This window comes from Streptomyces sennicomposti (assembly GCF_019890635.1).
In the GTDB taxonomy this organism is placed as follows: Bacteria; Actinomycetota; Actinomycetes; order Streptomycetales; family Streptomycetaceae; genus Streptomyces; species Streptomyces sennicomposti.
The window spans coordinates 65,914-82,343 of sequence record NZ_JAIOAB010000031.1 but is presented as its reverse complement, the minus strand read 5'-3'; the positions used below and the strand labels follow the sequence as shown (position 1 = coordinate 82,343).

Sequence of the window (16,430 nt, the reverse complement as noted above, 5' to 3'; positions counted from 1 at the left end):
GGGTGGTGGGGGCTGTGCAGCGGGCGCGGCCGATCCAGCCGCCGAACGTCCCGGTGATCGGGTGCCCGCCGGGGCAGTGCGCGCGCCAGGGCTGTTCCGCCTCCACCGACAGGCGATGCGCGGCCCGGGGCACCAGCAGCCCGGTGCCCGTACCCCACAGGGCGGCGAGGACGATCAGCAAGACGCGCACGCGGGGACCCTAGTGCGGACGGGACGCGCGGGTCATGGGCCCGTGGACCCATGTGAGCCCGACGGCGGTACGGCTACGGTCGGTCGGGATCGGGAGTGGCACCGGGGGGACCTCCGCAGCAGACCGGGAAGGCGGCCGAGGTGGCAGGACGCTGGCAGGACGGACGGGGACGGCTGATCGTGCACGGGAAGGGTGTGGGGGACGGCAGCGGCAGCAACGGGGCGGTCGTGGCCGTTCCGCGGGCGGTTCCGCTTGAGCTGGCGACCTCCTACCGTGCCCGTACCAAAGGGCTGTTGGGGCGGGACGGCATTGACGGCGCGCTTCTCCTCTCCCCCGCCAACAGCATCCACACCTTCCGTATGCGCATCCCCATCGACGTCGCCTATCTCGACCGACACCTGCGCGTCCTCGCCGTCGTCACGATGCGGCCGGGCCGCCTGGGCCGCCCGCGCCTCCGCTCCCGCCATGTCCTGGAGGCGGCTGCGGGGGCGATGGCGGGGTGGGGGGTGCGGGCGGGGGTGCGGGTGGAGGTGGTGGAGGGCGAGTAGGGCTGTCGCCTTGACGTTCAGCTCGCCGTGCGGGGGAAGGTCACCTCCACGCGGCGGTTCTTCTTGCGGCCGTCCTCGGTGGAGTTGTCGGCGATGGGGTAGTCCTCGGCGTAGCCGCGCACGTCGAAGGTGATGTCCGGGTCGTTCAGCTCCTGGGAGAGGACGTCCTGGACCGCGTTGGCGCGCTGTTTGGACAGGACGACGCCGTGCTCGTGGCTGCCGAGGTTGTCGGTGAAGCCGAAGACGCGGACCTGGGTCGCGTGCTGCTTCTTGATCTCCTGGGCGATCGCGTCGATACGGGACTTCGCCTGGTCGCTGAGTTTCGCGCTGTCCTTGGGGAACAGCACCTCGGCCTGGAGGGCGAAGGTGACGTCGGTGTTGGTGTCCTCGCGGCGCTCCTCACCGCCCTGGTCCTCCACCACCGACTTGATGTCGAGCACCTTGGGCGCGGCGAGGGTGGCGCCCTCGGGGAGCTTCAGGTCGGGGTCGTTCGGGTCCACCTGCACGGGGGCGGAGGCGGAGGCCTCGGTGCCGGGGGGTTCGCTGGGGCCGCCGTCCGCTCGGGCCGCGGCGGCGCCGTAGAGCTGGGCGGCGACCATGACGGTGGCGGCGGTGAGGGCGAGGGTGAGACGGGGGCGGGGGCGGGTGTGGGTCATGGTGGCCGCCCTCACCCGGAGATCTTGACGGTGCCGCTGGAGAAGGTGGGGAGTTGGAGGGTCACGTCGGTGACGTTTGTCGGGGGGGAGGGGAATTGCATGAAGACGGGGATGGTTTGGCCCGCCTCGATCGTCGTCAACCCCGTGGTCGTCAGTGGCCGCCCGTCCGTGTCACGCAGGACGTAGTAGCGCTTCTTGCCCTGTGCATCCACAAGGGTGGCGCCCCCCAGTGATGTGCCGTGTTTGAGGATCTCCGTCTCATCGCCACGCAGTTCGGAGGGAATCACCGCTGACTGAGAGCCGTCATTCTTGAACTGGCCGTTCACAGTGACGAATCCACCGGAATCCCTCTGAGCAGAGGTGATCTGCAAGAGCAGGCCGTTCGGGCCTCGAAGTTCCGCCAAAGGAGCCGTGGACTGTCCTTCTTGTGCACTCGGTTCGGACCCTTTTCCCTTGGAGGCGGACGTCTGAGTATCCGGTTTCTTGTCGTCCCCGCCACCTCCGCCGCAGCCGACCATACCGACGGCCAGTCCAGCCGCGACCGCGAATGCGACCATCCCCCTGCGAACCTTCGCAGTGAACCGAATACTCATCACTCTGCTTCCTTCGTCGCTCGTCGATCGCTTATCGGTCGGCCAAATGGACGTCGAAGAGGTCCTGGGGCTTCGGTAATTCCGTGAGGTTCTTCGGGTCCAGGTCCCACTGCCGGGCGTGCTTGCACGTGAGGACCGGCAGCGCGTCGGGTCCCGCGTCCTCGGCGAGGGGCGAGAACGTGCAGAGCGGCTCGATCACGGCGGTGGCGTACGCCTTCGAACGCTTGGTGGCGGTGATGGGGACCACCGATTCGCCCATGGTCTTGTCCGTCTGGACTTCGACCGTGAACGCCAGTGATCCATCGGGGCCGCAGTCGAGCACCTGAGCATCATTCTGCTGGGCAAGCTCTTGCGCCCTCCAGCATGAAGGTGTGATTCCCGGGCTGTCGCCGTGGAAGATGCCGTCCCACTTGGAGGGGTCAAGCACTTCTTTCACCCACTCGTCCGCGAGCTGCTTCCGCGTGTCCTGAGCCGCCGCGAGTGCCGCAGCGTCGGCGGCCGTCTGGGCGCCGCCTCTGTTCACCGTCGCCTGGCCGACCGCGAAATACGCGAGCGCAAGAAAGAGCAGACCCCCCATCACCGTGATGTAGATGGGGAAGGCCTGCCCTGCGTCGCCGTAGCGCCGCGGTCGCGTCAATTGCCGACCTTGCCGATCAGCGCTGTGATCTTGTTCAGGATCGTCGAACCGATACTCGTCCCCGTAATAGCCAGCACGATCGCCACCACGACCGCGATGATGCCCAGGTACTCCACCGCCGTCTGGCCCTTGTCGCCGGCGCGGTTTCGAAGTGCTTCGACCGTGGTGTTCTTCCAGGTGGTGACGCGGATCTTGGTGGCAACCGCGGTCTTCAGCATCAGGTCGCTCATGGTGTTCCCCTCCGGGTCGGGTCTCGGTGCCGGGTGCGCCCCTGGGAACGTATGCCGGGAAGGGGCCTGCGCCGGAGGGTCCCAGGGCCCATTCACGGGCCCAAAGGGAAGCGCGGCCGCGCCTCGTCCGGAACGTCTTGCGCGTCCTCATCGGCGGTCACCCCCGTCGCGGGCCGAGCCGGGAGCCGTGCCCAGCCACTTCGCCGCGGCCTCGGCGCGGCTGGTGCTGTGCAGCTTGGCGAAGATGCGGTTGATGTGGTTCTTGACCGTCTTCTCGCTGATGAAGCAGGCGGCGGCGATCTGGTGGTTGGTCATGCCGGACGCGATGAGGTCCATGATCTCCGCCTCCCTCGTGCTGAGTTGGAACCTCGACCTGTCGACGGCGGCCGGACCGCGGCCCGTCCACCCTGACGACGACTGTCCCACATCCGGTTGCAGTCGCGAAAGCCGTTCTGCAGAAATCGCTAATCCGTTGAGACTTGGCGGCGCGTCCTCGTGTGCAGTTGCATTCTCCAGGGTTTCCGGCATCGGTCCCCGCGCCGGTGGCGCCGGGCGGTCCCTGCGCAGTTGGTCCAGCAGCGCGCCCGCCGCCGTGTGGGTGAAGTGGGCCCTGCCCTCCTTGATGTCCCGTACCGCCGTCACCAACTGGTCGGCCGTGAACTCGCCGTGGACCAGGTACCCGCCGGCGCCCCGGCGCAGGGCCTCCTGGACGATCTCCGACTCGCGGCTGTAGGTGAGCATCACGACCGGGGCTATCTGTACCAGGTACGGCAGCGCGGCGAGGCCGTCCACGCCGGGCATCCGCACATCCAGGAGGACGACGTCCGGGCGGTGCCGCCGGGCGGCCTCCCATGCCGCGCGGCCGTCCGCGGCCTCGGCCGCCACCGTGATGTCCGCGCGGCCCGAGAGCAGGGCCGTCAGGCCCGCCCGTACCACCGGGTTGTCGTCCGCCACGATCACCCGAAGGGGGGTGGGGCCGGCGGGGGGCGAGGGGTGCGGGAAGGGGTCGGGGTCGGGCATGCGGGGCCTCCTCTCGGGGTCGGGTGCGGTCAGGTGCGCGGGATCGTCACCGCGTCCAGCGGGAGTTCGAGGCGGACCTCCGTCCCCCTCGGGCCGCAGCCCCGGCCGATGCGGATGCGGGCGCCCACCGCCGTCGCACGCTCGACCATGCCGAGCAGGCCGAAGTGGCCCGCCTCGCGGAGTCGTTCGAGGGTGGTGTCCGGGGGCAGGCCCGTGCCGTCGTCGTGGACGCTGATGCGGAGCAGGTCGCCGTGGACGCCCGCGCGCACCTCGACCCGGGTCGGGGAGGCGTGGCGGTGGGCGTTCTCCAGGGCCTCCGCGGCGATGGTGAGGAGGTGGCGGGCCACGGCGGGCGGGACGGAGGGGGCACAGGCTTCTCCCGTCCGGCGGAAGGCGGTGGGCAGGCCCGTGCGGGTGGTGAAGTCCACCGCCAGCGCCTCCAGTTCGGCGGTGACGTCGGTGCCGTGCGTCGGGTCCGTCTCTCGGCGCAGGTCCGTGAGGAGTTCGCGGGACTCGGCCGCCGCCCTGCGGGCCGAGCGGGCCACCAGGTCCGCCTGTTGCCGTACCAGGGCCGGGTCGATGCGGTCGCTGCCCGCCGAGGCGGCGAGGCCGTCGGCGGCCAGGGCGACTCCGTGCAGCGTCTTCGCGACCGAGTCGTGCATCTCCCGCGCCAGGCGGGCGCGTTCGGCCGCCACCGCCTCCGTGACCGCCAGGCGGGCCTGCACCGCGGTCAGGGCGCGGGTCGCCTCGCCGAAGCGCAGCAGCAGGTTGCGCAGGGTGACGCCGGCCGCGCCCGCGATCACGCACAGGCCGGGCAGCAGGGCGCCCTGGGCGAGGTCCGTGTGGAGGTCCCTGGTCGCGGCGTAGACGACGAGCAGGATCAGCGACTGGAGGGAGGCGAAGATCCCCGCGCCGCGCCAGCCGTAGACGAGGCCGGCGAGAAGGGGGGTGCAGACGCTGACGTAGGCCAGGGTGCTGTCGGTGCCCGCCGCGATGAGCAGCAGGGCGCCGAAGAGGGTGTCCAGGGCGAGGAGGGTGGGGTGGCGCAGCAGGAGGGGGCCGAAGCGTTCCCAGTCCCGGAAGAGGACGTAGGAGCCCATGAAGGTGACGACGACCGCGGTGCCGACGAGGCGGGTGGCCAGGCCCGGGGCGGCGTTGAGGAGCGCGGAAGGGGCGGAGAGGGCGATCATCGCCAGGCGGAACGCGAAGACGTGGCGGCACATCGCCTGCAGGGCGCTGATCTGGAGTCTTTCGGGGGCCAGGCCCTGCGGGGCGGACGACGTCGGGGCCTCGGCCGTCCTCTGCGGGCGGCTGTGGCTGTCGGGCGCCGGTGGCCCCTGTGGGAGCCGTGCGCCGTCCGGGGCCGTCCCTCCGCGGTCAGGCCTCGGGAGGAGACCCGGCGGCTCCCCCGCCCGCCCCTCCGGCCAGTGCCGGAGCACGCCCGTACGCCCCCGTCCTCCCCTCGTCGGCATGTGCGTGGCCATGTGCCTTCACTTCCCCGTGACGGAGTTGAAGTCGACGCCGGAGCCGAGGAGCAGGCCCGTGGCGAGGAGGATCATCGTGGCCGGGACCATGAAGGTGGTGATCATCATGGTGGCCTTGGGGACCGCGCGGGCGGCCTTGCGGCGGGCGTTCTGCGCGTCGGTGCGGCGCATGTCCTTGGCCAGCGAGACCAGGGTGTCGACGATCGGCGCGCCGAGTTCCTCGCCCTGCTGGAGGGCGGTGACGAACATCGCGACCTGTTCGGAGTCGTTGCGGCGGCGCAGTTCGGCGAAGGCCTGGCGGCGGCTCATGCCGAGGTCCATCTGGCGCAGGGTGATGCGGAGTTCGTCCGCCCACGGGCCCTCGTAGCGGGCGGCGACCCGGTCGAGGGCCTGGCGGAAGCCGAGGCCCGCGCTCACCACGACGGCGAGCACGTCGAGGAAGTCCGGCAGGGTGCGTTCGATGACGTCCTTGCGGATGCGGATGGCCGACCAGATGCCGACCTCGGTCCACAGCGCGCCGAAGGCGAACAGGAGCAGCGCCACGAAGTACTGGCCGCGCAGCACGAACACCAGTCCGCCGACGCCGCCGAGGAAGCCGTAGACCGCGCGCCGGGCCGCGTAGCGGTCGATGGTGAGGCCGCCGGGGTTGCCGGCCAGGTCGATCTTGCGGCGGTACCTGGCGACGAGCTTCGGGCCCATCAGGCGCAGTACGGCGGGGGCGTAGCGCATGCCGAGGCGGTCGATGACGGAGTCCACGGCCCCGGTGCGGGTGGCGCCGACCTCCAGGGCGAGCGCGAGGTCGCTGGGCAGTCTGGCGTCCGCCCGGTACATGCGGATGCCGGCGAAGACGCCCCACACGCTCAGGCCCGTCACGAGTGCGAGCAGCAGTGCCATGGCCGTTTCCCTCCTTCCGTGGCGCGGGGCCGGTTCAGACGTCGATGCGGGACAGGCGGCGGATGAGGACGAAGCCGACGGCGTAGAGGGCGAAGGCGACGATGACCGCGCCCTGGCCGATCGGGGAGCCGGTCATGCGTTCGAGGGCGCCGTCCTTGACGCCGTTCATCAGGAACAGGGCGCCGATGCCGAGCACGGGGACGGCGTAGGAGGTCATGTTGACCTGGGAGAGCTGGGTGCGGACCTCGCGGCGGGTCTCCTTGCGCTCCTCCAGGGTTTCGGTGAGGTTGCGCAGGGCGCTGACCACCTGGCCGCCGGCGCGGTTGGCCAGGACGAGGGTGGTGACGAGGACGACGAGTTCGCGGGAGGGGAGGCGGTCGGCGAGTTCGCCGAGGGCGTCGTCCATCGAGGCGCCCAGGGCCAGCTGGTGGGAGACCTTGCCGAGTTCCTCGCCGGCCGGGGCCTCCAGTTCCTCGGCGGCCATGCCGACGGCGGTGCGCAGGGCGAGGCCGGCCTGGGTGGCGTTGGCGAGGATGCGGGCGAGTTCGGGGAGCTGGTTGATGAACTTCTCGATGCGTTTCTGCCGCTGCCAGCTGAGGAACTGGAGGGCCGCCCAGATGCCGAGGAGGCCGGCGATCGGGCCGAAGAAGGGGGCCAGGGCGGCCTGGCCGATCAGCCAGAGGGCGGCGACCACGGCGAGCATGCCGACGAAGAACTCGCCCGGGGTGACGTCGAGGCCGGTGGCCGCGAGGCGCAGTTCGAGCTTGCGGCCGAGTCCGGTGCGGCGCAGCCGGCGGTCGAGTTCGCGGAAGCGGCGCCGGCGGCCGGTGGTGATCTGCCCGGTCTGGGTGAGCCGGTCGACCAGGGCCGCCCGCTGCGCCCGGCCGGTGGTGTAGGCGTGCAGGCCTGCGACGGCCAGGACGCAGGTCAGCAGGGTGACGCCGGTGGTGAGGGTGACGAGGGTGCTCAGTTCCATGGGATCGGCTTCCTACCTGGCTTCTCGGGTGGCCAGCTGGTCTGCGGAGTGGGCGATGCCGAAGGCCTGCGGGACGGGCTGGCTCGCCATGTAGAGGCGGTCGGCGGCGCGGCGGGGCAGCGGGTGGTACTCGAAGGCGCCGTAGATCCGGCCGTCGGCGGCCATGGGGTGCGCGGCGAAGCGGGCCACGGTCGCCAGCCGGTACGGCTCGCTGCCGTGGCTGTCGAGCAGGGCGATCTCGGTGACCCGGCGGGCGCCGTCGGCGAACCGGGTGAGCTGGACGATGACGTCGACGGCGCTGTTGATCTGGTCGTGCAGGGCCGGGAAGGGGATCTCCACGTCGGACATGGAGGCCAGCGTCTGCAGCCGCATCAGCGCGTCCTCGGCGCTGTTGGCGTGCACGGTGGCCAGCGAGCCGTCGTGGCCGGTGGACATGGCCTGGAGCATGTCCAGCGACTCGCCGCCGCGGACCTCGCCGACGACGATGCGGTCGGGGCGCATGCGCAGGGAGTTGCGGACCAGGTCGCGGATGCTGATCTGGCCGCGGCCCTCGACGTTGGGCGGGCGGGACTCCAGGCGGATGACGTGGGACTGCTGGAGCTGGAGTTCGGCGGAATCCTCGATGGTGATGATGCGCTCGCCGCCGGGGATCAGTCCGGACAGGGCGTTGAGCAGGGTCGTCTTGCCGGTGCCGGTGGCGCCCGAGACGATGATGTTGAACTTCGCCTGCACCAGCCCGGCCAGGAGGTAGAGCATCGGCTCGTCCAGTGAACCGAAGCCGATCAGTTCCTGGAGGGTGAAGGAGCGCGGGAAGCGGCGGATGGTGAGGACGGGGCCGGTGAGCGACAGCGGCGGGATGATCACGTTGACGCGTTCGCCGGACGGCAGCCGGGCGTCCACCATGGGGTTCGTCTCGTCCACGCGGCGGTTGACGGTGGAGACGATCCGTTCGATGGTCTGCATCAGCTGGTCGGTGGAGGCGAAGTGCAGCGGCAGTTGCTCGACCCGGCCGCCGCGCTCCACGAAGATCGCGTCGGGGCCGTTGACCATGATCTCGGTGATGGAGGCGTCTTCGAGGAGGGGTTCGAGGATGCCGAGGCCGAGCGCCTCGTCCACCACGCGGCGGATCAGCTGGGCGCGTTCGGCGGTGGACAGGACCGGGCCCTCGCGGCTGATGATGTGCCCGAGGACGCGTTCCAGCCGGGCCCGGCGGTCGGCGGCGGCCAGCGAACTCATCTCCGCGAGGTCGATCTCCTCCAGCAGTTTCGCCCGGTAGGAGGCGACGAGATGGGCGTCCTCGCCCCGGCTGCCCTGCTCCTCGGGGGAGTTGATGCGTGCGCGCAGACTCATGGGTCCAGGGTTCCTCGGTCCGTTCCTCGTCGGCGGGTCGGCAGGTCGGCAGGTCGGCGGGTCAGCGGGTCGGCGGGTCGTCGAGCGGCATGGTCGCGGTCTTGCGGGCGCTGCCTATGGGGTCCCACAGCGGGATGATGGAGGGGATCCGGACGGTGGCGGTGACCGTGACGGTGTCGCCGCCGCGCGCCTCGCCGCAGGTCGTACGGCCGCTGAGCGCGGCGGACACGGCCTGCTGACAGCCCTGCTGGGCGCTCCTGTCGAGCGAGGCGGCGCGCGCGCCCGCCCGGGCCGCGGTGCCGGCCTGCTGGGCGCTGTAGGCGACGAGGCCGATCTGTATGGCGGCCACGGCGATCAGCATCAGGATGGGGATGAACCCCAGGTACTCGATGGCCACTTGGCCGCGGTCGCGGGCCCCGCGCACTCCGGGGCGGTGCGGTCGGACCCGGCGGTCGCGGTCACCGGGACGCTCCGGCGGCGTACTGCCGCCGAGCCGCCCGGCCCCGGTGCCGGTGCCGGTGCCGCCCTCGCGTCGGCGTGCGCCGGACCGCTCGTACGTCCGCTCAGCCATCGTCCTTCACCTCCTCGACCGCCCCCGCCCGGGCCTTCACCTGGAGGGGGAAGTCGATCAGGCCCGGGACGAGGACGGGCACGTGCAGGGAGGCGTGGGCGGTCACATAGCCGCCGCCCGTCACGCATCCCACGTCCGCGCCCGCGCGCCAGGCGGAGGACAGCTTGTCCAGTCCGGCCGTCCGGCAGGCGCCGTCCCGGGCGCCGGGGGGCGCCGCCGTCCCCGCCCGCACCGCCTCGTCCGCGGCGTTGCCCGCGAGCGTGTACGTGTAGCCGAGCAGCACGCACTGCCACAGCAGGACCAACGTGATGACGATGGTGGGCGCCATGCCGAGGAACTCGATGGCGACCTGCCCGCTGTCGTCGCGTAAGCGCGCCGCGCCGTGTCGTCTCATCCGCCCGCCTCCTTGCGCCGCCTGAAGCTCACCGAGCCGCGGTCGCCGCGCAGCCGGCCGCCGGACCTGCGGTCGGTCTCGGCCCGTTTGACCAGGCCGAGTTCGGCGGCGAGGGTCCACAGGGCCTGTTTGACGGTGCTCTTGTCGTCCAGTTCGTGCAGACGGCCCGCGTCGATGACGCCCTGGAGTTCCTTGAAGGCGGCCGGGACGGCGGTGGCCGCGACCGCCGTGGCGGTGATCTTCTGGACGAGGGGCGGCTGGATCTCGGCGGCGCGGGTGTGCCGGTTGACGACGATGGTCGTCTCCTCGGCCTTGCGGATCTGCAGCCGGTCCCACATCCGCACCGTCCGCTTGGCGGCGCGCACCGCGACCACGTCCGGGGTGGTCAGCAGCAGCGCCGTGTCGGCCATCTCGACGGCGGCGGCGCCCGCGCCGCTGAGCTGGGCGCCGCAGTCCACGACGACGATCTCGTAGCGGGAGCGCAGGGCGCTGACGAGCTGGCGGACGGCCCGGTCGGTGACCTCCTCGCCGCGTTCGCCCTCGGCGGGGGCGAGGAGGAGGGCGAGGCCGGTGTCGTGGCGGAAGACGGCGTCGGCGAGGACGCGCGGCGAGATGTCGCTGATGGCGGCCAGGTCGACCACCGAGCGGCGGAACTGGATGTCGAGGTAGGAGGCGATGTCGCCGGTCTGGAGGTCCATGTCGACCAGGGCGGTGCTGTGCCCGGAGGCCTGCGCGGCCAGGGCGAGCTGGACGGCGGTGAGGGTGGCGCCGACGCCGCCCTTGGCCCCGCTGACGGTGACAACGCGGCCGCCGACGCCGGTGAACACCTCGCCGCCGTGGCCGAGATGGCGCCTGACGCCCGTGGACCACTGGGCCACCGCCTGGACGCGGCCGGCCAGTTCCTCGTAGCTCAGCGGCAAGGCCACCAGGCCGCGCGCGCCGGAGTCCATGGCGGCGGCGAACAGGCCGGGACTGGCGTCGGAGGTGATGAGGATGACGCCGACCGCGGGGAAGCGCAGGGCGATTTCGCGGATCAGTTCCAGCGCGGGCACGGGGCCGATCCGCTCGTGCACGACCACGACCTCGGGCAGTTCGTCCACGGACTCGGCGGCCAGCTGGGCGAGGGTGTCCACGAGCTGGGTGGAGTCGCCGACGGGGGTCACCGGTTCGGCGTCGGGGAGCTGGCTGAGCAGGGTGGTGAGGGACCGGACCGCGTCCGCGTCGCCGGCTGCCGGGAGGATCCTGGTGGGCATGGCTGCGGGCCTCTCACTTGTCTTTCGCGAGTTCGTAGGTCCGGTCGCCGGCCGGTACCCCGGCGTCGCCGCCGGGCGCGACCAGCGCGAGGCGGACCCGCTGGGCGAAGGACTCGGCGTAGGTGATGCGCTGGGCGTCCAGGGCGGAGAGCGCGAAGGTGATGGGGACGACCTCGCTGGGCTGCTGGCTGCGGTTGTCGGAGTTGGGGTCGAGGGCGGTGATGCGGCCCACGTCGAGCACCTTGGCGCCGGTCACGATGATCTTGGACTGGGCGGGATCGCCCTGCCGCTGGCCGGCGAAGGTGGCGTAGACGTTGACGGAGGAGCCCGGGGTGATCTTGCCGGCGACGCCGGTGGCCGCGTCGATCATGATGGCGACCTCCTGCTGCCCGGGGCGCAGGGCCGGCTGGTCCACGATCATGTCGCTCTGGAGCAGGGAGCCCTGGCGCAGGGTGGTGACGGCGATCTTGCCGCGGATGCGGGAGAGGTCGGTGACGGCGTTGGGCGACAGCCACCGCTTGGGCATCTTGATCTTCTCGAACTGGTCGGCGCTCAGCGTCGTGTACGGCTTCACGTCGGTCTTGAGCTGGTACGCGGTGACCTCGGGGCCGACCTTGGACTTGGCGTCGTCGATGACGGAGAGGACGCCCGCGAACGCGCCGAGGGCGCACAGGACGGACAGGAGCAGGAGTATCACGCCGCGGCGCTGACGGGAGTTCATGAACCGTGCAACCTCGTATGGATAGCGGTCGAGCGGAGCGGATGGCGGGTGGTGCGGGCTCGTCCGGTCAGCCGGAGGGGGCGTGACTGTCGTGGACCGGTGGTGCGGTGGCGGAGCAGAAGACGCAGCGGTCCCCTATGACGTCGATGCCGCACCAGTGGCACACGCCCTGGCGCACGGAGGTGACCAGTTGGTAGAGGACCGACAGGTCGGGCAGGTAGGTGCAGAACTCGACGAGCTTCGGCGTGCCCCACCAGGCGGCGGACTCGGCGGGCAGCGGGGCCTCGTGCAGTCCGAGCACCCGCCAGGACGGGGCGAGGGCCGTCTGCACCCAGTCGGACGGGAGCTGGCCCTTGGCGACGAGCATCCAGGTGCCGAAGTCGGGTCCGGCGAGGGCGGCTTCGGGGCCGATGCGCACGAGCTGCGGGGCGGGGTGGGCGATCACGCCGAACTGGCTGCCGGGGACCCAGGACTTGGCGTGCGACTTGAGGCCGACGGGGACGCGGTCGAGGCGGGCGACGGAGTTGAGCACGGCGCCGGCGTGGACGTAGTGGGTGAGCAGCCGGCCGGCCGAGGCGAGGACGCCGGGGCTGAGGTCGCAGGAGGCGAGCTGGCGTAACTGGCGGGCCAGGACGGCGATCCCGAGGGGCGGCAGGTCGGGGCGGAACAGGGCGATGCGGTCGCTCTCCAGCAGGGAGCGGACGGTGCGCAGCCGGGCCTCGACCGCCTTGGGGACGGCCTGCGAGCACACGACGATGACGTGTCCGTGCTGGTCGAGCAGGGTCCGCATCGCGTCGAGCGTCTGCTCGAGCGGCTGCCGGTCCAGGTCGGCCAGGACCGTAGCGGGCACGGTCCGTTCGTCCTGACCGGGCAGCGCCATGTCGCCACTGGTCACAGCGATCGCAGTTGACACGCCGGCTCCCCGCTCGACCCCCGACGGCGCGCCGGCGTTCCCCTCCGGCGCCCCGAGTTGACTTCACTGCGTGACTACCTGAGCACTGTAACTGCGCCTTCGAGGCCGGAGACAGTGGTTGTGGAGCCGGGTGACAACTGAGAGTGCGCAAGTCACGGCAAACCGGGACAGGTTGAGGGCCGTACGGGTGAGGGTCGCGCCCGAAAGCGTGGCGGCGGGGCGAGGGGTTGACCGCGCGGGCGGGCCCGGGAAACGGCGGTCGCGCCCCCGGGCGGCGGCGGAAGGGCGCGGTCCGGTGCCCCGATTTTGGTCTGGACCTCTTGACAAGGCAATTGGTCTGGACCAACTTGTACGACCAACGGTGGCCACCGCGCAGCAGCAGCACTCCGACACGCTTACCCCCGCCTGCCTTTCGCTCCCTCCCCGCTTCTCCCCTCCCTCGTCTCTCCCCTCTCCCCCGGAGGCATCAGTGGACCGCGTAGCACGCACGCCCGGCAGCAGACGGCTTCGGCCGCTGAGCATCTGGTCCGGAGCCGTCACCGCAGCGCTCGCCCTGTCCTGCGCGGGCGCCGGCCAGGCCTCGGCCGCCGACGTCAACAACGCCAAGAACGCCGGCTTCGAGTCGGGTCTGAGCAACTGGACCTGTTCCGCCGGCAGCGGCGCGACCGTCTCCTCCCCCGTGCACGGCGGCTCCGCGGCGCTCAAGGCGACCCCGGCCGCGCAGGACAACGCCCAGTGCACCCAGACGGTGGCGGTCAAGCCCAACTCGACGTACACGCTGAGCGCCTGGGTGCAGGGCGGGTACGCCTACCTCGGCGCGACCGGCACGGGCACCACGGACGTGTCGACGTGGACGCCGGACACCGGCACCTGGAAGCAGCTGCAGACCACCTTCACCACCGGCTCCTCGACCAGCTCGGTGACGGTGTACCTGCACGGCTGGTACGGCCAGGCCGCGTACTACGCCGACGACGTGTCGGTCTCCGGCCCGGACGGGGGCGGCGGCGGTGACCCGGCCCCGACGGTCCCGGCGGCCCCGGGCGGCCTCGCGGTCTCCTCGACCACGTCCTCGTCGGTGTCCCTCGCCTGGAACACGGTCTCGAACGCGACGGGCTACAACGTCTACCGCGACGGCGTGAAGGTCGCCTCCGCGACGGGCACGTCGGCGACGGTGTCGGGCCTTGCGGCCTCGACCGCGTACTCGTTCCAGGTGACGGCGACCAACGCGGCGGGCGAGTCCGCGAAGTCGGCGGCGGTGACGGCCACCACGGCGGCCACCGGCGGGGGCGGCGGCGGAGGCGGCACGGGCCTGCCCAAGCACGCGGTGACCGGCTACTGGCAGAACTTCAACAACGGCGCCACCGTCCAGAAGATCTCGGACGTCCCGGCCGCCTACGACATCATCGCGGTGGCCTTCGCCGACGCCACGACCACGCCCGGCGCGGTCACCTTCAACCTCGACTCGGCCGGCCTGGGCGGCTACTCCGTCGACCAGTTCAAGGCCGACATCAAGGCCAAGCAGGCGGCCGGCAAGAAGGTCATCGTCTCGGTGGGCGGCGAGAAGGGCACGGTGTCGGTCAGCGACCCGACGTCGGCGACGAACTTCGCCGACTCGGTGTACTCGCTGATGCAGACGTACGGCTTCGACGGCGTCGACATCGACCTGGAGAACGGCCTCAACCCGACCTACATGACGCAGGCGCTGCGCGCCCTGTCGGCGAAGGCGGGCCCGAACCTGATCATCACGATGGCCCCGCAGACCATCGACATGCAGTCCACGTCGGCCGGTTACTTCCAGACCGCGCTGAACGTCAAGGACATCCTGACCGTCGTCAACACCCAGTACTACAACAGCGGCGCGATGCTGGGCTGCGACGGCAAGGTGTACTCGCAGGGTTCGGTCGACTTCCTGACCGCCCTCGCCTGCATCCAGCTGCAGGGCGGCCTCGCTCCCTCGCAGGTCGGCCTGGGCCTGCCCGCCTCCCCCAGCGGCGCCGGCGGCGGCTACGTCTCCCCGACGGTCGTCAACAACGCCCTGGACTGCCTGACCAAGCTCACCAACTGCGGCGCGTTCAAGCCGTCCAAGGCCTACCCGGACCTGCGCGGCGCGATGACCTGGTCCACCAACTGGGACGCGGCGGCCGGCAACGCCTGGTCCAACGCGGTGGGCGCCCACGTCCACGCCCTGCCGTAACACCCGGCGCCCGCTTCCCCCTTCACCACCGGCGCCCGCCCGGCTCCCGGCTTCGGCCGGGGGCCGGGCCGTCCGTGCGCCCGCATCCCGCCGGGTCCGCCGCGCGCCTGTCCGGCGCGCCGCCGTGCGCCCGGCGGCCGGTTCGTCCACCCTGGGACGCGCCGCGACGCCGGTGATCCGGGCGTCGCCATGGGCGACATCGAGCCAGCGGCAACCTCAAATGTGCCTCAACTCGCTGTACTTGCCCCTCCCCGCTCCCTTTACTTGAGCGCTGGCTCCTTGGACCCGGCGGCCGGTTCGCGCCAACCTCCCTCGCTTGCAGAGTACTTGCCGACCAGGGCGAGCGGAGGCACGATCCGAAGCCGTCGGAAGCGATCCGGTCATCTCGGCCCCGACCGAACAGCCCAGGGCGCCGTCACGACCGCCACCGCGCCGGCCTCCGGGGGCCGAGCGGGCCGACGCGAGACAAGGGGACGGCCGGCGACAGCGGTCGCCCCCAGGACGAACGGGGGAACAACGCTTTGACCCACCTCACCGCAGACCACCGCAGAACGGCGTCGCCGTACGATTTCGGCCGCCTTGCCGACGCCCCGCCCGTGCCGGGCGACCCGCAGGCCATCCCCTCCCTCACCCCTCGGGAGCGCCAGGTCCTCACCCTGCTCGGCCACGCCGCCGACAACCGGGAGATCAGCCGCCGGCTCGGCATCGCCGAACGCACCGTCAAGGCGCACCTGACCAATCTGATGACCAAGATCAAGGTGACCAGCCGCACCGAGGCGGCCCTGTACGCCTACGCCCACCACGGCCGCATCGGCCGCCCCGCCTGACCTTCCCGCAGGCCAACCCCATTGCACCGAGGAGTGTTTGACACCGCGCTTATCGATTAGCGATACTATCGACTATCGATAAGCGCGGTGCGTACGGCAGGGGGAGCCATGGCGGGGAAGTCCGGATGGAGCGGGCGGGACAACCGGCTGCTGGAGGCGGTCCTCGCCCTGGCCGCCGTACTGGCCGGCGTCTTCGGGATCCTGATCCCGGTCCTCGGCGTGGCCGGCGCGATCGACCCGGTGGACACCCGCGGGGTGGAGATCGGGTCGGCGAGCCGTGTCCCGGCCGACGTGACCGCGTCGACGGGGGGCCACGGCATGAGCCTCACCGGTACGCACCGGGCCGACCTCGTCCTCGCCCATCCGGGCTTCGGCGAGCGCCTGCTGCTCGCGCTGCCGGGTCTCGTCGGCAGTGTGCTCCTGCTCCTCGCCCTGTTCCTCCTCCTGAGGATCGCCGGGACGCTGCGCGACGGCGACGTCTTCGTGCCGGAGAACGCCCGCCGGCTCAGCGTCATCGGGCTCGCGGCGCTGGTACAGGCCGTCCTCTCACCGCTGCTGCCGGCGCTGACCACCCAACTGCTGGTGCGGGGCACGCCCCTGGCCGACGAGATCCCGTTCACCGTCACCTTCACCGGCGAGTACCTCCTGCTCGGCTTCCTCGTCCTGGCCCTGGCCGAGGTCTTCCGGCGCGGCACGAAGCTGCGCGCCGACACCGAAGGGCTCGTCTGATGCCACCGGAGGAGCACCAGGTCCGGGTGCACCTGGACCGGCTGCTGGCCGAACGCGGCATGACGCTGTCCGAGCTGGCGGCCAGAGTCGGGGTGACGGTGGTCAACCTCTCCGTCCTGAAGAACGACCGGGCCAAGGCGATCCGGTTCTCCACCCTGACCGCGATCTGCCGTGAGCTGGACTGCCAGCCCGGCGACCTGCTCAGCGTCCGCACGGACTGAGCACGGCCCCGGCGGGCGCCGGACGCGCC

General features: G+C 71.6%; 19 protein-coding genes and 1 pseudogene. 5 read left to right on the top strand and 15 right to left on the bottom strand.

What is annotated here, in order from left to right; all coding sequences use genetic code 11:
• A pseudogene (locus tag K7787_RS18695) lies at positions 1–190 on the bottom strand (prepilin peptidase); the annotation flags it as partial.
• Between the two features lie 140 nt (positions 191–330).
• Between K7787_RS18695 and K7787_RS18690 the strand changes: the two are divergent.
• Positions 331–738 carry a DUF192 domain-containing protein gene (locus K7787_RS18690; protein ID WP_372456656.1) on the top strand — a complete coding sequence of 136 codons (408 nt, stop codon included), beginning with the start codon at positions 331–333 and terminating at the stop codon, positions 736–738.
• A gap of 17 nt (positions 739–755) precedes the next feature.
• On the opposite strand, the gene K7787_RS18685 is transcribed toward K7787_RS18690, so the two are convergent.
• The 14 genes from K7787_RS18685 to K7787_RS18620 form a co-directional block, all read right to left on the bottom strand.
• Positions 756–1,394, bottom strand: coding sequence for an OmpA family protein (locus K7787_RS18685; RefSeq protein ID WP_223002250.1), 639 nt, complete (start codon positions 1,392–1,394; stop codon positions 756–758).
• Between the two features lie 11 nt (positions 1,395–1,405).
• Positions 1,406–1,987, bottom strand: a complete 582-nt coding sequence (locus tag K7787_RS18680) for a hypothetical protein (RefSeq protein ID WP_223002249.1) — start codon at positions 1,985–1,987, stop codon at positions 1,406–1,408.
• Between the two features lie 31 nt (positions 1,988–2,018).
• Positions 2,019–2,624, bottom strand: a complete 606-nt coding sequence (locus K7787_RS18675) for a pilus assembly protein TadG-related protein (protein ID WP_223002248.1) — start codon at positions 2,622–2,624, stop codon at positions 2,019–2,021.
• Entirely contained in the window at positions 2,621–2,854 is a 234-nt protein-coding gene (locus K7787_RS18670; RefSeq protein WP_223002247.1) for a Flp family type IVb pilin, read from the bottom strand. Before K7787_RS18670 ends, K7787_RS18675 begins: the two co-directional genes overlap by 4 nt.
• Before the next feature lie 147 nt (positions 2,855–3,001).
• Positions 3,002–3,874 (bottom strand): response regulator transcription factor, encoded by an 873-nt coding sequence (locus K7787_RS18665; RefSeq protein WP_223002246.1) that lies wholly within the window; start codon positions 3,872–3,874, stop codon positions 3,002–3,004.
• 29 nt (positions 3,875–3,903) lie between these two features.
• A complete protein-coding gene (locus tag K7787_RS18660) occupies positions 3,904–5,097 on the bottom strand; it encodes a sensor histidine kinase (RefSeq protein WP_223002245.1) in 1,194 nt (397 codons plus the stop codon).
• 267 nt (positions 5,098–5,364) lie between these two features.
• Positions 5,365–6,252: a DUF5936 domain-containing protein gene (locus tag K7787_RS18655; protein ID WP_009190373.1), complete on the bottom strand. Its 888-nt coding sequence runs from the start codon at positions 6,250–6,252 to the stop codon at positions 5,365–5,367.
• A gap of 34 nt (positions 6,253–6,286) precedes the next feature.
• On the bottom strand, positions 6,287–7,228 hold the full coding sequence (locus K7787_RS18650) for a type II secretion system F family protein (RefSeq protein WP_164387473.1): 942 nt from the start codon (positions 7,226–7,228) through the stop codon (positions 6,287–6,289).
• Between the two features lie 12 nt (positions 7,229–7,240).
• Positions 7,241–8,578 (bottom strand): TadA family conjugal transfer-associated ATPase, encoded by a 1,338-nt coding sequence (locus K7787_RS18645; RefSeq protein ID WP_019980214.1) that lies wholly within the window; start codon positions 8,576–8,578, stop codon positions 7,241–7,243.
• A 61-nt stretch (positions 8,579–8,639) separates the two neighbouring features.
• Complete coding sequence (locus tag K7787_RS32140; protein WP_282107272.1) at positions 8,640–9,149, bottom strand: TadE/TadG family type IV pilus assembly protein; 510 nt, start codon at positions 9,147–9,149, stop codon at positions 8,640–8,642.
• On the bottom strand, positions 9,142–9,543 hold the full coding sequence (locus K7787_RS18635) for a TadE/TadG family type IV pilus assembly protein (protein ID WP_223002244.1): 402 nt from the start codon (positions 9,541–9,543) through the stop codon (positions 9,142–9,144). Before K7787_RS18635 ends, K7787_RS32140 begins: the two co-directional genes overlap by 8 nt.
• The gene (locus tag K7787_RS18630; RefSeq protein ID WP_223002243.1) at positions 9,540–10,796 is read right to left on the bottom strand and encodes a CpaE/TadZ family protein; all 1,257 of its coding nucleotides are present in this window, start codon (positions 10,794–10,796) and stop codon (positions 9,540–9,542) included. Before K7787_RS18630 ends, K7787_RS18635 begins: the two co-directional genes overlap by 4 nt.
• A gap of 13 nt (positions 10,797–10,809) precedes the next feature.
• Positions 10,810–11,517, bottom strand: a complete 708-nt coding sequence (cpaB, locus tag K7787_RS18625; protein WP_009190368.1) for a Flp pilus assembly protein CpaB — start codon at positions 11,515–11,517, stop codon at positions 10,810–10,812.
• A gap of 67 nt (positions 11,518–11,584) precedes the next feature.
• Positions 11,585–12,397 (bottom strand): hypothetical protein, encoded by an 813-nt coding sequence (locus K7787_RS18620; protein WP_050790857.1) that lies wholly within the window; start codon positions 12,395–12,397, stop codon positions 11,585–11,587.
• Positions 12,398–12,899: 502 nt separating this feature from the next.
• On the opposite strand from K7787_RS18620, the gene K7787_RS18615 reads away from it, so the two are divergent.
• From K7787_RS18615 to K7787_RS18600, 4 genes are all read left to right on the top strand, one after another.
• Positions 12,900–14,624, top strand: coding sequence for a chitinase (locus K7787_RS18615; RefSeq protein ID WP_223002242.1), 1,725 nt, complete (start codon positions 12,900–12,902; stop codon positions 14,622–14,624).
• A gap of 521 nt (positions 14,625–15,145) precedes the next feature.
• Positions 15,146–15,451, top strand: a complete 306-nt coding sequence (locus K7787_RS18610) for a helix-turn-helix domain-containing protein (protein ID WP_009190365.1) — start codon at positions 15,146–15,148, stop codon at positions 15,449–15,451.
• A gap of 108 nt (positions 15,452–15,559) precedes the next feature.
• A complete protein-coding gene (locus K7787_RS18605; protein ID WP_164387479.1) occupies positions 15,560–16,180 on the top strand; it encodes a DUF2975 domain-containing protein in 621 nt (206 codons plus the stop codon).
• A complete protein-coding gene (locus K7787_RS18600) occupies positions 16,180–16,401 on the top strand; it encodes a helix-turn-helix domain-containing protein (protein ID WP_019980206.1) in 222 nt (73 codons plus the stop codon). Before K7787_RS18605 ends, K7787_RS18600 begins: the two co-directional genes overlap by 1 nt.
• The last annotated feature ends 29 nt before the right edge of the window (positions 16,402–16,430 follow it).

What these genes read in the sequence shown, in the direction of transcription:
- K7787_RS18635 (WP_223002244.1), bottom strand. Translation starts at nt 9,543, where the DNA reads ATGAGACGACACGGCGCGGCGCGCTTACGCGACGACAGCGGGCAGGTC.
- K7787_RS18650 (WP_164387473.1), bottom strand. Translation starts at nt 7,228, where the DNA reads ATGGAACTGAGCACCCTCGTCACCCTCACCACCGGCGTCACCCTGCTG.
- K7787_RS18660 (WP_223002245.1), bottom strand. Translation starts at nt 5,097, where the DNA reads ATGTGCCGCCACGTCTTCGCGTTCCGCCTGGCGATGATCGCCCTCTCC.
- K7787_RS18645 (WP_019980214.1), bottom strand. Translation starts at nt 8,578, where the DNA reads ATGAGTCTGCGCGCACGCATCAACTCCCCCGAGGAGCAGGGCAGCCGG.
- K7787_RS18685 (WP_223002250.1), bottom strand. Translation starts at nt 1,394, where the DNA reads ATGACCCACACCCGCCCCCGCCCCCGTCTCACCCTCGCCCTCACCGCC.
- K7787_RS18600 (WP_019980206.1), top strand. Translation starts at nt 16,180, where the DNA reads ATGCCACCGGAGGAGCACCAGGTCCGGGTGCACCTGGACCGGCTGCTG.
- K7787_RS18655 (WP_009190373.1), bottom strand. Translation starts at nt 6,252, where the DNA reads ATGGCACTGCTGCTCGCACTCGTGACGGGCCTGAGCGTGTGGGGCGTC.
- K7787_RS32140 (WP_282107272.1), bottom strand. Translation starts at nt 9,149, where the DNA reads ATGGCTGAGCGGACGTACGAGCGGTCCGGCGCACGCCGACGCGAGGGC.
- K7787_RS18605 (WP_164387479.1), top strand. Translation starts at nt 15,560, where the DNA reads ATGGCGGGGAAGTCCGGATGGAGCGGGCGGGACAACCGGCTGCTGGAG.
- K7787_RS18630 (WP_223002243.1), bottom strand. Translation starts at nt 10,796, where the DNA reads ATGCCCACCAGGATCCTCCCGGCAGCCGGCGACGCGGACGCGGTCCGG.
- K7787_RS18620 (WP_050790857.1), bottom strand. Translation starts at nt 12,397, where the DNA reads ATGGCGCTGCCCGGTCAGGACGAACGGACCGTGCCCGCTACGGTCCTG.
- K7787_RS18670 (WP_223002247.1), bottom strand. Translation starts at nt 2,854, where the DNA reads ATGAGCGACCTGATGCTGAAGACCGCGGTTGCCACCAAGATCCGCGTC.
- cpaB (WP_009190368.1), bottom strand. Translation starts at nt 11,517, where the DNA reads ATGAACTCCCGTCAGCGCCGCGGCGTGATACTCCTGCTCCTGTCCGTC.
- K7787_RS18680 (WP_223002249.1), bottom strand. Translation starts at nt 1,987, where the DNA reads ATGAGTATTCGGTTCACTGCGAAGGTTCGCAGGGGGATGGTCGCATTC.
- K7787_RS18665 (WP_223002246.1), bottom strand. Translation starts at nt 3,874, where the DNA reads ATGCCCGACCCCGACCCCTTCCCGCACCCCTCGCCCCCCGCCGGCCCC.